This is a genomic window from Stutzerimonas stutzeri, from assembly GCF_000219605.1.
GTDB lineage: Bacteria > Pseudomonadota > Gammaproteobacteria > Pseudomonadales > Pseudomonadaceae > Stutzerimonas > Stutzerimonas stutzeri.
Map to the genome: position 1 here is coordinate 3,110,570 of NC_015740.1, position 14,727 is coordinate 3,125,296.

At 64.1% G+C, this 14,727-nt stretch carries 12 protein-coding genes and 1 pseudogene; 2 read left to right on the forward strand and 11 right to left on the reverse strand.

The window, feature by feature from the left end; all coding sequences use genetic code 11:
• Positions 1 to 2: 2 nt before the first annotated feature.
• Positions 3 to 590: a glutathione S-transferase family protein gene (locus PSTAB_RS14450; RefSeq protein ID WP_013983501.1), complete on the reverse strand. Its 588-nt coding sequence runs from the start codon at positions 588 to 590 to the stop codon at positions 3 to 5.
• On the reverse strand, positions 587 to 1,015 hold the full coding sequence (locus PSTAB_RS14455) for a VOC family protein (RefSeq protein ID WP_013983502.1): 429 nt from the start codon (positions 1,013 to 1,015) through the stop codon (positions 587 to 589). The genes PSTAB_RS14450 and PSTAB_RS14455 overlap by 4 nt, the downstream gene beginning before the upstream one ends.
• 113 nt (positions 1,016 to 1,128) lie before the next feature.
• Between PSTAB_RS14455 and PSTAB_RS14460 the strand changes: the two genes are divergently transcribed.
• Positions 1,129 to 2,031 (forward strand): LysR family transcriptional regulator, encoded by a 903-nt coding sequence (locus tag PSTAB_RS14460; RefSeq protein ID WP_013983503.1) that lies wholly within the window; start codon positions 1,129 to 1,131, stop codon positions 2,029 to 2,031.
• Positions 2,032 to 2,086: 55 nt separating this feature from the next.
• On the opposite strand, the gene PSTAB_RS14465 is transcribed toward PSTAB_RS14460, so the two are convergent.
• The 9 genes and pseudogenes from PSTAB_RS14465 to PSTAB_RS14505 form a co-directional block, all read right to left on the reverse strand.
• Positions 2,087 to 2,560 (reverse strand): hypothetical protein, encoded by a 474-nt coding sequence (locus PSTAB_RS14465; RefSeq protein ID WP_013983504.1) that lies wholly within the window; start codon positions 2,558 to 2,560, stop codon positions 2,087 to 2,089.
• Between the two features lie 10 nt (positions 2,561 to 2,570).
• Positions 2,571 to 3,005: a DUF6152 family protein gene (locus tag PSTAB_RS14470; RefSeq protein WP_232244007.1), complete on the reverse strand. Its 435-nt coding sequence runs from the start codon at positions 3,003 to 3,005 to the stop codon at positions 2,571 to 2,573.
• Between the two features lie 304 nt (positions 3,006 to 3,309).
• Positions 3,310 to 4,797 carry a SulP family inorganic anion transporter gene (locus PSTAB_RS14475; protein ID WP_013983506.1) on the reverse strand — a complete coding sequence of 496 codons (1,488 nt, stop codon included), beginning with the start codon at positions 4,795 to 4,797 and terminating at the stop codon, positions 3,310 to 3,312.
• Between the two features lie 379 nt (positions 4,798 to 5,176).
• Positions 5,177 to 6,175, reverse strand: coding sequence for a hypothetical protein (locus PSTAB_RS14480; RefSeq protein WP_013983507.1), 999 nt, complete (start codon positions 6,173 to 6,175; stop codon positions 5,177 to 5,179).
• A 66-nt stretch (positions 6,176 to 6,241) separates the two neighbouring features.
• Entirely contained in the window at positions 6,242 to 6,490 is a 249-nt protein-coding gene (locus PSTAB_RS14485; protein ID WP_011913978.1) for an acyl carrier protein, read from the reverse strand.
• Positions 6,487 to 8,388, reverse strand: a complete 1,902-nt coding sequence (locus tag PSTAB_RS14490; RefSeq protein WP_013983508.1) for an HAD-IIIC family phosphatase — start codon at positions 8,386 to 8,388, stop codon at positions 6,487 to 6,489. Before PSTAB_RS14490 ends, PSTAB_RS14485 begins: the two co-directional genes overlap by 4 nt.
• Positions 8,389 to 8,408: 20 nt before the next feature.
• Positions 8,409 to 9,947 carry an MBOAT family O-acyltransferase gene (locus PSTAB_RS14495; protein ID WP_013983509.1) on the reverse strand — a complete coding sequence of 513 codons (1,539 nt, stop codon included), beginning with the start codon at positions 9,945 to 9,947 and terminating at the stop codon, positions 8,409 to 8,411.
• A 263-nt stretch (positions 9,948 to 10,210) separates the two neighbouring features.
• Positions 10,211 to 11,118, reverse strand: a pseudogene (gene rfbD / locus PSTAB_RS14500) (dTDP-4-dehydrorhamnose reductase).
• A 487-nt stretch (positions 11,119 to 11,605) separates the two neighbouring features.
• Positions 11,606 to 12,235, reverse strand: coding sequence for a LysE family translocator (locus PSTAB_RS14505; protein WP_013983511.1), 630 nt, complete (start codon positions 12,233 to 12,235; stop codon positions 11,606 to 11,608).
• A 398-nt stretch (positions 12,236 to 12,633) separates the two neighbouring features.
• Between PSTAB_RS14505 and PSTAB_RS14510 the strand changes: the two genes are divergently transcribed.
• Entirely contained in the window at positions 12,634 to 14,721 is a 2,088-nt protein-coding gene (locus PSTAB_RS14510; RefSeq protein WP_013983512.1) for a hybrid sensor histidine kinase/response regulator, read from the forward strand.
• The last annotated feature ends 6 nt before the right edge of the window (positions 14,722 to 14,727 follow it).

A 14,727-nucleotide genomic window follows, 5' to 3' on the forward strand; every position in this document is an offset into this window, starting at 1 on the left:
GGTCAGGGCCGCGGCAGATAGCCCGGCAGGCTTTCCAGCCGGGTCATCCAGCGCGCCACGTTGCCATAGGGTCCGAGGTCGACGCTGCCCTCCGGCGCCAGCACCACGTAAGGGTAGACCGCGCAATCGGCGATGGTAGGTCGCCCCATCGCCAGCCAGTCGTTCGTTTCCAGATGCGCATCGAGCAGCGCGAGCACCGCCGGCGCCTTGGCCAGCGCCGCTTCCTTGTCCAGCGGGTAGCCGAACTTTTCCACCAGCCGCGCAGCGCTCAGGCTGTGCTGCACCTCGTTGGCGGCGAAGGACAGCCACTGCACGATCTCGGCCTGCCCGCGGGCATGGTCCGGCCACCAGGCCAGGCCGCCGTAGGTACCGGCGAGATAGACCAGGATCGCCTGGGAATCGCGAACCACATGGCCGTCGTCCTCGAGCACCGGCACCTGCCGCAGCGGGTTCATCTCGGACAGCGGCGGCTTCTTGTGCGCGCCATTGGCGAGATCCACCGGCACCCGTTCCAGTTCAATGTCGGCCAGCGCCGCGAACAGGCGCACCTTGTAGCAGTTGCCGGAAGCTTCCAGGTCGTACAGTTTCATTGCGCATCTCCTTCGACGAGCTGATTGAATTCGAGAACGTTGCCGTCCGGGTCCCGGATGAACAGCGCGATCCGCCGCGGGCCGATGTGATGCGGCCCCTCGGTGATGACGATGCCCTCTTCGCCCAGCCAGCGCTGCAGCGCCTGAAGGTCATCGACGATAAAGGCCGGATGGGTCATGCCCGGGCGCTTGACCGGCGCATCCAGCAGTACGTTGTGCGCGTCGCGGGTGCGCGCGCCGTTGAAGATCAGGTTGATGCGCACGCCGTCCGGGCTGAGCATCTCGTTGGCCTCGAACAGCGGGAAGCTGGCGCTCTCGACGAAGCCCAGCGCCTGGTAGAAGGCCATGGCGCGACGGCGGTCGCTGACACGGATGCCGATGTGGTCATAGGCGAGGATACGAGCGGGGCTGGATGGTGGGGTCATGTGCGAAACTCCGGAAGTCGTCGGTCCGGGACAGTGTCCGCCGCCCTGCGCATCCCAGCTATGCCGCGGACCTGACAATACCCCTGCAGCAATCGCACAGATCGAAGGTGGTAATGGACAAGCTCAAGGCGATGGCCAATTTCGTGAGGATCGTCGACAACGGCAGCCTGAGCGCGGCGGCCGACGCCAGCGGCCAGTCCGTGGCATCGGTGGTGCGCTCGCTGGCCGCGCTGGAGCGCCACCTGGGTGTGCGCCTGCTCAACCGCAGCACCCGGCGCATGGCCCTCACCGACGAAGGCGCGCAATACCTGGCCTGGAGCCGACGCATGCTTGCCGAGTTCGCCGACATCGAGCAGCGCCTGGACGCGCAGGACGGCAGCGTTCGCGGCCTACTGCGCCTCACCGCCCCGGTGGAGTTCGGCCAGCGCTACCTGGCGCCGCTGGTGAATGCCTTTCTCAAGGAACACCCGCAGGTACAGGTGGAGCTGAACCTGAACGACCAGATCGTCCCGCTGCTGGACGAACGCCTCGACCTCGCCCTGCGCATCGGCCACCTGCCCGACTCGACCCTCGTCGCGCGCCCGCTCGGCACCACCCGGCTGGTCACCTGCGCCAGCCCGGAATACCTCGCCAGCAGCCCGCCAATCGACACCCCGGCCGCGCTCAAGGAGCACGCCTGCATCCTCTTCGCCGCCCAGGGCCGGCACTGGTACTACCGCGACGGCGACAGGGAACAGGTCGAAGAGATCACCCCGCGCCTGACCTGTAACCAGATCCGCAGCGCGAGCCTTGCCTGCGTCCAGGGCCTGGGCATCACCCGGCTGATGCACTATCAGATCGCCGACGAACTGGCCGATGGCCGCCTGGTGAGGCTACTGAAGGATTACGAACCGAAGGACCTGCCGATCCAGCTCGTCTACCCGCACAGCCTGCAACTGTCGCCACGGGTGCGGGCATTTGTGGAGTGGGCTTGTCCGCGGCTGGAGCGGGTCATGCCGGTGTTGGAAGCCGGTTAGCAGGCGCAGCGGTCTTCTTAAGCGCCTTACGGCCGCCTGCAGCGCCATCTGCGTTTCAGACAAAGCCGATCCAGCGACCCGCTATCAGTATGGATAGCCACAGAGTGGCGGATGTGGCCGCCAGCGCGCGGACGCGCATCCTCGGCGGCCCGCCATACAGCGCGGCATGAAAGTGTTCGCCGCGATGCTGAAGTGCAATGTTGCAGATGGCCAGCAGGAGCAGTGCGACCTTGCAGAGGAAGGCAGGATTGTCCGCATACGCCACGGGGTTCACCGAGAACAACCAGAGCCCCGTCACCACCGCCAGCGTGGCGCCCGTTGCCGCCGCTCGGACGAGAAAGGGGCCGAGGCCCGACAGATCGCGGCCGTGCGCAGACCGCAATAGGAGCACATCCAACGGCAGTATCGAGCCCAGGAGCAGCCCTATGCCAAGGATGTGTGCAGCGTTGACGACGAGATAGGCGACCCAGTATTCCTGCAGGAAGACGGCACCGGGCCAGCCCGCAATCGCCTGCAGGAAAGCTGTCATGGCCCTGTCGTCATTGCCCGATGCGTTCCGGATACATGTCGTACTGCTTGCCGCCGACGGTGATGCGGACGGCTTTCATATGCGCTTCGTTCGGCTCTTTGGTGCGGTTGCCGAGCACGGTGATTTCATCGCCCACCTTGGCGGTATCGCCGGTAAAGCCTGAACGTTTCGTCTGGTTCGGATTTCCCAGATCGACCTGCCATATGCGGCCGTCTTCTGCCTTCACGCGCAGGGCCGGATGAGGTGGCGCCATCGAGATCTCGGCAATCGTGCCCTTCAACTCCGACTGCTCTTCTTCGGCCCAGGCCCAGCCGTGATGCGCGAAGGCCTGCGTCGTGAACAGCGTCATCGCTGTCACGCACAGCGTCAGGGCGAAACGATGAAGCGCTTCGCGCGCCATAAAGATCTCATGGCGGGCGGTTCGGCTTTGGCTCGATAGGGACATGATCATGGCTCCTCAGCGAAGAATGGCTGGGCGTCCGACACGGCGAACGCAGTTCCCGAGTTTTAGACCGCAAAGCGCTGCAGTGCCGAGGATCGAGGGAGGAATGTGTAGCATCCTTTTTCGAGCGCCACCCTCGGTCACTCCAGAGAGCTGAACTCCCATGGATCCGGTTGCCCCGACCGAACTGCTTCGGCCTTCATCGTCCAACTCGAAAGTCGCTGCCGTGACCCCTTTTGCCACTGCCGACATGAGCAATCGCACCTAATAGCCGGCACCGGTATTCCCGCAGCGGTGCCGGCTCGGCTCAGTGACCTATCAACTCGTCGGCGCTGTGGGGTTTGTCGTGCACGCCGAATCTGTCGACGATGGTGGCGCTGGCTTCGTTAAGACCCAGCACGTCCACTTCGGTGCCTTCCCGGCGCAGCTTGATCACCACTTTGTCCAGTGCAGCGACCGCGGTGATGTCCCAGAAATGCGCGCGGCGCAAGTCGATCGTGACCTTGGCGATCGCCTCCTTGAAATCGAACGCGTTGATGAATTTGTCCGCCGAACTGAAGAACACCTGGCCGGCAACGGTATACGTACGGTGATCCGCCGCTTCATTCAATTCGGAACTCACCGAGAGGTAGTGGCCAACCTTGTTGGCGAAAAACAACGCGGCCAGTAACACGCCAACCAGAACGCCATAGGCCAGGTTATGAGTGAACACAACCACGACCACCGTGGCGACCATCACGATATTGGTCGACAGCGGATACCGACGCAGGTTGCGCACCGAGTCCCAGCTGAAGGTGCCGATGGATACCATGATCATCACCGCCACCAGCGCGGCCATGGGGATCTGCCCGACCCAATCGCTCAGGAAGACAACCAGCAACAGCAGCACAACACCGGCGACCAGCGTGGACAGACGCGTGCGCCCACCCGACTTCACGTTGATCACCGACTGTCCGATCATGGCGCAGCCAGCCATGCCGCCCAGCATGCCCGCTGCGATGTTGGCGACGCCTTGCCCCTTGCACTCGCGATTCTTGTCGCTGGTGGTATCGGTCAGGTCATCGACGATGGTCGCGGTCATCAGCGACTCCAGCAGGCCGACCACGGCCAGCGCCGCTGAGTAAGGGAAGATGATGGCCAGCGTTTCGAGGTTGAGCGGCACGTCCGGCCAGAGGAAAACCGGCAGCGTATCGGGCAGCTCGCCCATGTCGGCGACGGTGCGGATGTCCAGGCCGAAGTACATGGCTACCGCCGTCATGCTGAGGATGCACACCAGCGGCGACGGAATGACCTTTCCGAGCTTTGGCACGTACGGGAACAGGTAGATGATGGCCAGGCCCGCGGCCGTCATGGCGTAAACGTGCCAGGTGACGTTCGTCAGCTCCGGTAGCTGGGCCATGAAGATAAGGATCGCCAGCGCATTGACGAAGCCGGTCACCACCGAGCGCGAGACGAAGCGCATCAGCGAGCCGAGCCGCAGGTAGCCGGCGATGATCTGCAGCACCCCGCACAACAGCGTGGCGGCCAGGAGGTATTCCAGACCGTGGTTCTTTACCAGCGTGACCATCAGCAGGGCCATGGCCCCGGTGGCTGCTGAAATCATGCCTGGGCGGCCGCCGACAAAGGCTATTACCACGGCGATGCAGAAGGACGCGTACAGCCCGACCTTCGGGTCCACGCCTGCGATGATGGAAAAGGCAATGGCTTCCGGAATCAGGGCCAACGCGACGACGAGACCAGACAGCACGTCACCACGGATATTTGAGAGCCAGTTGTGTTTGATCGATTGCAACATTGGTAAATCCAAGGCAAGGGACGCAACCGCACCATGCAAAGTGGCGTTCAGAACGCGTCGTGTTCGAGATATAGGCATGACTGACGGCCGCACGGGCGCGGTCGGATCGCTGCAGCAGCGAGGCGAGTCAGCCGCGATGGGCCGAATCGAATGGTGGGGCGTTTCGCTATGGCGGCGTAGGCAGCCAGGCAGAGCGGGTCGGAACGTTCATACGGTCGGTACGTCGGTCGGAATTGCAAAGGGCGCGGACCATACCACAGCACGCACGCCCGATGCGACCTGACGACCGGCGGCTCCGTGCCACATACGGCAGGACGAGCAACTGGCCGGACTCGTTCCGTTACTCATCTCCGACCTCGCGACGTTTGCCGAGGTTTGCTCAGGGCGCACCGTACACGCCGCTGCCAGCCAGTACCGACTCGCCAAGCCGTGCCTGTTCGGCTTCGCGCAGCTGGTCGGCCAATGCCTCGGAAAAGTCATGAACGGCGGACCAGCGAAGGTGAATCGCATCGACGAACGCACCGGGCGGCGCTAGCCACTCTTGATCGGCATTCCAGTACTTTGCGCCACCGTGTCCGGCAATGGCCGCGCTCAGTTTGGTATCGAAACGGGCGAGGAAGTGGCCGTCGGCATCGAACTTGACCTTCCACTGCGGATGCAGCGGCGTGGACACCACCAGCAGCTGCCGCTGCTCCTGTCGAAGCCGCTCGGACAGCCGTCCAAGCGCTGCGAAGCAGCTATTGTCCAGCGGGTCGGGCTCGCCATAGAAAAGGCCTCGATCGGCGCGCGGCTCCAATGGACCGTCGCCGTGTCGCGTGAATACCAGCGGGTCCCATTCGATCTCGTTGGCGCGTTGAGCCTTGATTGTCCGGGCGTTGCGCAACAGCGAACGCGGCGAGAAATAGCGCATGTAATAGCCCCAGCGCGAGGCCTGCTGATAGACATAGTGGTCGGCATCTTCCCGGTCGAAGACCGCGTCCGGCACCTTCCAGCAGCCGGCGAAGTCCAGCGGGTCGACGATCATCACCACCTGACGAATGCTCGGTTGGCGATCCAGCAACCAGTCGGCGACATAGGCAGACTGGTTTGCATGCAGGCCACAGAAGGCGCCGTTGAACGGACGCAGCTCCGGGGCGCTCGACCTGAGCACGTCACCGTCGACATGACGCCAGGCGACTGATGAACCGATGACCAGCAGGTTGGGCTGATCGATCGGGTTGTGCCGGAGGAAACGCAGCTTTTCATCCACGCACAGGCTGTTGGAGAAAGCCGGCGGTGGCAGGTTGTCACTGTGGTGCAGCCATGCGAGCAGTGCGGCAAAGGCGCCGAGCATTCCGAACAGCCCAGCGAACACCCCCAGCAGATAGCTGGCTCGCACCTGTTGCCGTTCAGCTCCGGTCCGGGCGGAGCCGCCCCGGCCGCTATCGACAGTTGCGCTCATGGCTCAACGCCCCCCGAGCTTGCTCTGGATCAGTTGCACGAAATGGCCGACGTTCTTCAGCGACTCCAGCTCAGCAGTGCGGAACTTGATGCCGAAGCGTTGCTCGGCGGCCACGATCAGCAGGACATGGGCCTGGCTGTCCCAGCCATCGATGTCGTCGGCCGTGGTTTCGGCCGTGAGGACGATGTCGTCATCGTCGAACACGTCGTGAAAAACCTGGGTCAGCGCCTGGAGAATTTCCTTTTCGTTCATGCTTGCACCTGGATGTGGTGGTTTATGGATAGGCGTGACGCCAGCTCGCAGCGCCAGAAACTGGCATCGGGGGTTGCGTTATCGGGGGCTGAGCGCTGCTCGAAGCCCAGTCGCGGATAGTGCTCGGCGACCATGCCGTTGCGTTCGGTGGGGCGGTATTCGCCAACCAGGGCACGCCAGCCGGCAGCCGCGGCTGCATCGGCCAGCACGTCCAGCACCGCCGACTCGACTTGGCGGCCCAGCACGCGACAGCTCATCAGCCAGCTGTCGATCAGCAGTTCGTCAGCCTCGATGGCTGCATCCGGTCGCGCCAGCACTACGCTGATCAGGCCGCTATCGCCGAACTTGTCCTCCAGCCGCAGGGCCAGCGCAATGGCTTGCCGATCGCTGGCCATGCGCTCGACTTCGGCTTCGGTATAACGGCGGGTGGTGAGATTGAACTGGTTGGTCTTGTTGATCAGCTGCGTGGCGCGGGCCAGCTCTGCACTGCCGATGCGGCTGACGCGCAGCACCATCTGCAGCCCGCGCAGGTAGCCTTCCATGTCCGTGGCCTGGTTCAGCGCGGCCTTGCGTTCGGCATTCAGCGCATAGCTGCGGCCGCGCTCGGCGTCATCGGAGGTAAAGGACACGGCCTCGAAATAACCTGCGGCGGCGATTCGTGCGGGGTAATCGGCGACATCGTCGGGCAGTTCCGGTACGGCGACTTCCGGCAGCTCGCGGCGCACGATGTCGCGCTCGGCGGGGTTGTCGTCGACGAACACCAGGCTATCCAGACCGATATCGAGCATGCTCGCGATGCGCCGCAGGTTGCCGGCCTTGTCTTCCCAGTTAGCGACGAAAGCTGCGATATCGCTGCGTTTGAGCGCCATTTCCGAGTGTGCGAATGCCGCCTCGGCGACGTGCAGGTCGTTCTTGCTGCACACCGCGAGGATCACCCCACGGCGTGCCAGCTGCGCGGCGTAGCGCTGGAAGGCGAGAAACGCCTCGCCGCTGGGGCTGCCCTGGCCGAGCTGGATACCGTCGATACCGTCATCACCGATCACACCGCCCCACAGGGTGTTGTCCAGATCGAGCACGAGGCACTTGTGCGACAGCCCCGCCGTGGCGGCCGCTATCCGTGCCAGATGATCGCCGTAAAGCGGGGCCAAGGCCGGGCTGACCAGCTGCTTGGCCTGGTACCAGCGCACCGGGTCGGCCAGGCCGTCGCCATAAGCGGCTGCGTGCCACGCCAAATCGAGCAGCAGCACGCCATCCTCGCGGGCAGCGCCGCGGATAGCCGCATTCAAGCGTTCGATGACTGCCCGCGGCGAAGCCGGCACCAGTGCTTCGTAAGAGCCGAACAATGGCGGCGCGACCGGCACCAGGGTTTGCTGCACCACCTGCGCGGCGTAGCGCTCGCGGGCCCGGCGCCAAAGGAGGCGCAGCTCGTCGACGCGCTCTGCGACGGCGGCATCCACCTCCGCCTGGCCTGCGTGCAAGGGCAGTTGCAGCGGCGCGTCATGGGCGTCCAGCGCCAGTACCAGCAGTTGGGGGGAGAAGGCGTTCAGCGCCGGGTCATCGGCCAGCAGCGCCTGGCGGTACATGCCGTAAGGCGCAACGTGCAGCGACAGCGCCAGGCGCCGCTGCAGGCCGGCCATGCGAATGGTCGGCAGCAGGTGGTCCACCGTATGCGAAGCGAGCAGCGCCACGCGCAGCGGCGTCAGTCGTGCCGCCGCTGCATGCTGCTCGATGCCGGCGGTGGCCAGCTTGTCCAGCCGTGCGGTCAGCGTGAAGTCACGCTGGTATGCCGCCAGCCGAGCGGCTTCGTTTAGCCGCTGCAGTGGGTCGTCGATGCGCTTGGCCTGGCCGATTGCGCTGGCCAGGTCAGGGTGCGGCGGTAGCCAGGAGAGTTGTTGCATGCCGGGACTCCTTGTCGTGGTCAGAACTGGAAGTAGAGAAATTCGGTCGGCGCCATGGAAAAGGCGATCGCCAGGGCGAAGAAACCGAGCACACCTACCGCCATGCCGTGGATTGCCGATGGACGCCAGGCGCTGACTGGCAGCAGCCGTTCAGTCCAATGAAGCTGGGCCTGATAGTTGAGTGCTGTGCGGAAGTGGCCCATCCACTGCTGCACGTTGGGCATGCCCCAGACGAACGCCAGCAGCGCGGCGATATAGGCGAAGTCCGATCGGTCCATGTGCACGCTGTCCGGGCTCAAACCGAGCATGCCTTGGAGGACCGCCAGCGCGGCCGGCACGTCGGCGGCGCGGAAGAACACCATCGCCACCACCACGCACTGGAAGGTCACCAGCACGGCCAGCGCCTGATGCCACCAGACCTCGCTGTCCAGCTTCCAGCCCTGGCGTACTTTCCAGGCGCGCCAGCCATGGGCGACCACCAGGTAGAAGCCATGTAGCAGGCCGAACACCACGAATTGCCAGCCGGCGCCGTGCCAGACGCCGGAGATGAACATGGTGAATACTGTCGGATAGGCGACCAGCGCGAGGAAGGTGCCAAGTGTCATCTTGCCGCGGCGCGGCTGCGGCTTGCCGGCTGCCATACGGGCACGGGTCACGCGCAGCACAATGGGGTTGTAGAGGTAGGCGGTGAGAAAGCGCGTCAGCGTCATATGCCAGCGCGACCAGTAGTCGATGACGTTGCGCGCCTTGAACGGGCTGTTGAAGTTGGCCGGCAGGCTGATGCCGAACAGCAGCGCCAGCCCGATGGCCATGTCGCTGTAGCCAGAGAAGTCGAAATAGATCTGCAGCGTGTAGGTCAGCGCGCCGGTCCATGCGTCGTAGAACGCCGGGACGGTGCCGTCGGCGGCCAGGCTGAAGACCGGCGTGGCTTTCAGCGCGAGGGTATCGGCGATCACCACCTTCTTGAACAGGCCGAGCAAAAACACCGTGGCGCCCAGCGACAGGTTGTCGATGCGCGCGCGGAAGCTGTCGCGGTCGTTGAACTGCGCAAGCATCTCACCGTGGTGGGTGATCGGTCCGGCGATCAGCTGCGGGAAGAAGCTGATGAATAGGCAATAGTTGGCGAAGTCGTGTTCTTCCACTACGCCATCATGGGCGTCGACCAGGTAGGCAATCTGCTGGAAGGTGAAGAACGAAATGGCCAGCGGCAGGATGATGTCCTCGACGCGCCAGCCCAGTTCCAGCGCGGCATCCAGGGTGCTGAAGAGAAAGCCGGTGTACTTGTAATAGACAAGCAGCAGCGCATTGGCAGCCACTGCCAATGCCAGGATACGGCGCGACGGGTGCCGGCGCAGGTAGCCACCGAGCAGATAGTTGACCAGCATGCTGCCGACCAGCAGCGGTACGTAGACCGGGTTCCACCAGCCGTAGAACACCAACGAGACGACGGTCAGCCAGATCACCGCGAGCCGCTGTCGGCCCGACCCGGTCAGCACGAAGAATCCAATCAGCACCACCGGAAGAAAGCCGGCAATGAATTCCATTGAATTGAAAAGCATCTTCCCTATTCCCCGCTCAGCGTTCGTGCATCGCTGCTCAGGCCGCCATTCGGCGGAGGCGGATCATCGCCAAGGGTCCGTGCACTTCGGTCGCGGCACTAGCATCCATCAGGTGTCGCGGCATCCTCGGTCCATCAGCGGATGCTCGCCCGGCGACGGCATTACCCGTCCCCCATGAGCTCCTTATGAGTCCGACTTGAACGTGTAAGAAAAAGTTCCAGGAAATCATGACCGTTCAGCGGCGCGATCTGAGCGGTCACTCACTATGCCGAAACTGCCTCATCGAACAGGCCACACGGGCTTTTCAAAGCGTCGATGACTGCCTCCAGATCCACGGACCACAGCGCAGGGGGGATGCCGAAAGCCTCCGTAAAACGACTGCAATCCAGCACGGACCAAGCCGGACGTTTCGCTGGGGTTGGATAGGCTTCGGTAGCGATAGGCGTCAATCGAGGTGGGTGCCGGACGATCCCCGCGCGGACCGCTTGCTCAAAAATGGCTTGGGCAAATTCGAACCATGAGCAGGCAGGCTGGCTGCTGTAGTGATAAAGCCCCCACGGAAGCTTGCCGTCTGCCTGATAACGCAATGCGAGGTCGAGCAAAACCGACGCGATCCGATCCGCACTGGTCGGACAGCCAACCTGATCGTCGACGACGCGTAGTTCCGTTTCACCTGCCAGGCGCAGCATCGTTTTCACGAAGTTGCTTCCATGCCTGCCGAACACCCAGCTGGTTCTTAAGATCAAGTGCTTTTCAAACTGCTGAACCTGGAGTTCCCCGGCCCGTTTGCTCGCACCATAAACGCTAATAGGGTTCGTTTGATCGCTCTCGACATAGGGTCGCGCCAGTGCTCCGTCGAAAACGTAGTCTGTCGAAAGATGAAAGAGTGGAATACCGTGGCGCTGCGCTTCCTTGGCCAACTGATGGGCACCGTCTCGGTTTACGCGATATGCCGCCTCGACCTGTTCCTCCGCGGCATCTAGGCGGTGTACGCGGCGGCGTTGATGATCAGGTTCGGATTCGCCAATTTCACTGCATTCGCAACGGATCGAGGACAGCTGACATCAAGTTCCGCTTTACCGAGGCCTATTAGGTCCAATCCCCTCTTGGCCCCCTCCTCGACCAAACTGCGCCCCACCTGACCATTACTTCCGGTAATTAACATCTTCATTAGCCATATCCTTAAGCGAGTCGGCGTCTAGCGAGCATTGGCGATTCATCCCGACGAACAAATCGCGGAACAGTGATTCAAGGGAAATGGCCAACTTCCAGCGTAGAAACGACTGGACCACGATACCGTGTGGCACCGCGCACCCAATCGATGGGATCGACCTGTGGCGATATTCGAGGCTGCACCGTTGGGAGCCGGGCAACTGGTCTGGTTCACGATTCACCTCCATGTACTCGCGAAAGGCAGCTCCGTACCGACGCTCGGAATTGGCCTCGAGGCGCCGGCGCATGGGCTGTAAGACTTTCGTTCTACATGCCTGGTTCCCTGGTCCAGGCCGCCACCCAAGCCTGATCAACGAAAGCAAAGGCGTGCCACCTAGCAGCGTTCTTCCTAGACGCACCAGTTCGATGGCGCTGTGCAGCGTGACGTTGCGTTTCCTAAACCGTTCTCCAGCCCCAGAGCGCGGAAGCGGAGCTTTTCGCGCTCCCTACGGTCCGCTCGAAGCCGCCAGCCTCACCCCGAACCCCACCAGCACTCCACCGGTCAGCCGGTCCAGCGCCCGGGTCAGCGCGGGACGGCGCAGCAGTCTGCCGAGCGGGATCGTTGCCGCGATCAGGATGGCGAACCAGGCCAGGGTCAGCAGTACATGCAGGCCGGCCAGGAAGAACGAATAGGCGGCCACATCCGCGCCGAGCGGGACGAACTGGGGCAGGAAGGTGACGTAGAACACGCCCACCTTGGGGTTGAGCAGGTTGGTCAGCAGGCCGCGCCAGAAGGCCTGACCCCTCGCTGCAGAAGGCGCCTCGAGCGTGCCCGCGTCGAACGAGGCGCGAGGTTTGAACAGCAGATGCGAGCCGAGCCAGATCAGGTAGGCGGCGCCAGCGAACTTGACCAGGGTATAGCCAAGTTCCGAGGCCTGCAGCAGCGCGCCGAGCCCGAGCGAGACCGCCACCCCCCATGCCAGGCAACCCAGACAGATACCCGCCGCGGCCAATACCGCCTGCCGCCGCCCTTCCAGCGTGGCCGTCCGCAGCACGATGGCCGTGTCCACACCCGGCGTGACGGTCAGCAGGGACGCGGCTGCGATAAAGGCAAGCATCAGCGGCAGATCGATCATCGGAAGCGCTCCTGTCGTCTCGTAGCCCATCTGACCGGCCAGATGCCGCGGGTCGCCGGGCTGACGTGCGTTGTAGCAGACAGGCGAGTCCGCAGCCAATTCGACGTGGTCGCGCGTGGCACGCTGCACCGGATCGACAGACCCGCAGACGTCCAGAACACGTTCGGGCCGTCTAGCGGCCCTTTGGCGCAGGCTCCTATCTCCCACCGGCGTTCACCAATACCATGCCGTGCTCAAGCGGGTGACCATGCAGCTCCTGGGAACACTCTCGCTTGTCGGCAGTCCGCCCAAGGACGGACCTGTTTTCGCACTGCCCGACACCGGCAGCCGCGTCGAGCTATGTCCGATCGATCGGGAGCCCTGATCGGACCACCAACCAGACAAGGCGCACGTTACAGATGGCAGGCGAAACTGCGGAAGCAAAGCGAATCGTTCTCGGCATGCGCGACAGCGACAAACGGCGCGAGCTCGCCGCGCTGCTGGCCGCCGAGGGCTACAGCGTCGGCCTTTGCACTGACCAGACGAGCCTGGCACAGCGCATCGACGAGACGGTCGACGTCGTGTTGCTCGCCGACGAGCTGGCGGCGGGGCCGTTGGATAACCTCAGCGCCGCGCTCGGGCAACTGCCGGCCGGCGGAGCCATTCCGTTCATCCTGCTGGGCTCCGGCACCGAGCCCCATGCTGTGCTCCGTGCCCGCCTGCCGTCGGCGATCAGCGACTTCGTGGTACTCGAAGAACCGGTCGGGCCCGCCACGCTGCTCAGCTGCCTCGCCACCTGCATACAGCTGCATCGGGAGCGGCTCGCCCGGCAGCGACAGAAGTCCGCCCAAGTCGATGAGCGAACCCGCTTCGAGCGACTGATCGAGAACCTTCCGATCGGCGTCTGCTTCATCGATGCCGACGGCAATACGCTGCTCAGCAACCCCAAGTACGACGAGTACGTGCCCAATCGAAAGATTCCCTCGACGGCGCCCGAGCGAGCGCGGCGCTGGGTAGGCCTGGACAGCCAGGGGCAGGTCATACCGCCGAGCCAGTACGTCGGTGCCCGTGCCCTGCGCGGCGAGCAGGTAAATGACCAGGACTACCGGTACTACCCCGAAAACGGCGGCGAACGCTGGCTGCGCCTGAGCGGCGTGCCCCTCTATGACAACACCGAGCAGCCGATGGGCGCGGCGGTAGTGATCATCGACGTCGATGCCGAGAGGCGCAGCGAGGAGATGCTGCGCGAGTTCAATCAGCAGCTCGAGCAGGAGGTCGAGCTGCGAACCCAGGCACTGCAGCAGGCGCTCGACCAACTGACCGTCGAAGTCCAGGAGCGCAGCCGAGCAGAGGAACAACTGCGCCACTCTCAGAAGATGGACGCCGTCGGCCAGCTTACCGGCGGCATCGCACACGACTTCAACAACATGCTGACTGGCATCATCGGTGCGCTGGATCTGATTCGCCTGCGCCTGGATACCGGTCGCCATGACGACCTGCCGCGGTATCTCGATGCGGCACATGGCTCGGCGCAGCGCGCCGCCTCCCTGACCCAGCGCCTGCTGGCCTTCTCCCACCGCCAGCCTTTGCAGACCCGGCCGACCGCGGTCAATCCGCTGATCCGCTCGCTTGCCGAGCTGTTGCAGCGCAGCCTGGGCGAAACCATCCGCTTCGAGCTGGCCATCGACGAGGCCGCCGGGCTCGCCCTGGTCGACCCCAGCCAGATGGAAAACGCCCTGCTCAACCTGACGTTCAATGCCCAGGATGCCATGCCGGACGGCGGCACATTGCGCATCGAGACGCAGCGCCTGGAATTGCCAGCGGAGCAGGCCACCCGCCACGGCGTGCAGGCCGGCGAATACCTGTGCGTGCGCGTCATCGACACCGGAATTGGCATCCCAGCGGCCCTGGTGGACAAGGTGTTCGAGCCTTTCTTCACGACCAAGCCCCTCGGCGAAGGTACCGGGCTCGGCTTGTCGATGGTCTACGGCTTCGTCCGCCAGAGCGGCGGCTTCATCACCATCGACAGCTGCCAGGGCAAGGGGACCCGCGTCGCCCTGCACATGCCAGCGGCGCCTGCCGACGCGCGGGAAGAATCGGCCGCGGCAACGAGCCGCGTTCCCGGTGCAGGGGGCGGGCGCACGGTACTGTTGGTCGAGGACGACGACACCGTGCGGCCGCTGCTGCAGAGCGCGCTCGAGGATTTCGGCTACCGTGTGCACCTGGCCGCCGACAGTCAGAGCGCCCTGGAAGTCGCCGCACAGCTCGATTCGCTCGACCTGCTGCTGACCGATGTCGGCCTGCCGGGGCTCAACGGCCGCCAGCTCGCCGAAATGCTTCAGCAACGGCGCCCTGGCCTGCCGGTGGTGCTGATCACCGGCTACGCCGAACAGGCCGCGACCCGCCTCGACTGCCTGGCCCCCGGCATGCAACTCATGACCAAACCCTTCTCGCTCGAACTGCTGGCCGAAACCGTAGCCCGCGCAATCGCCACCCCGGTTGGCTGAGAGGCC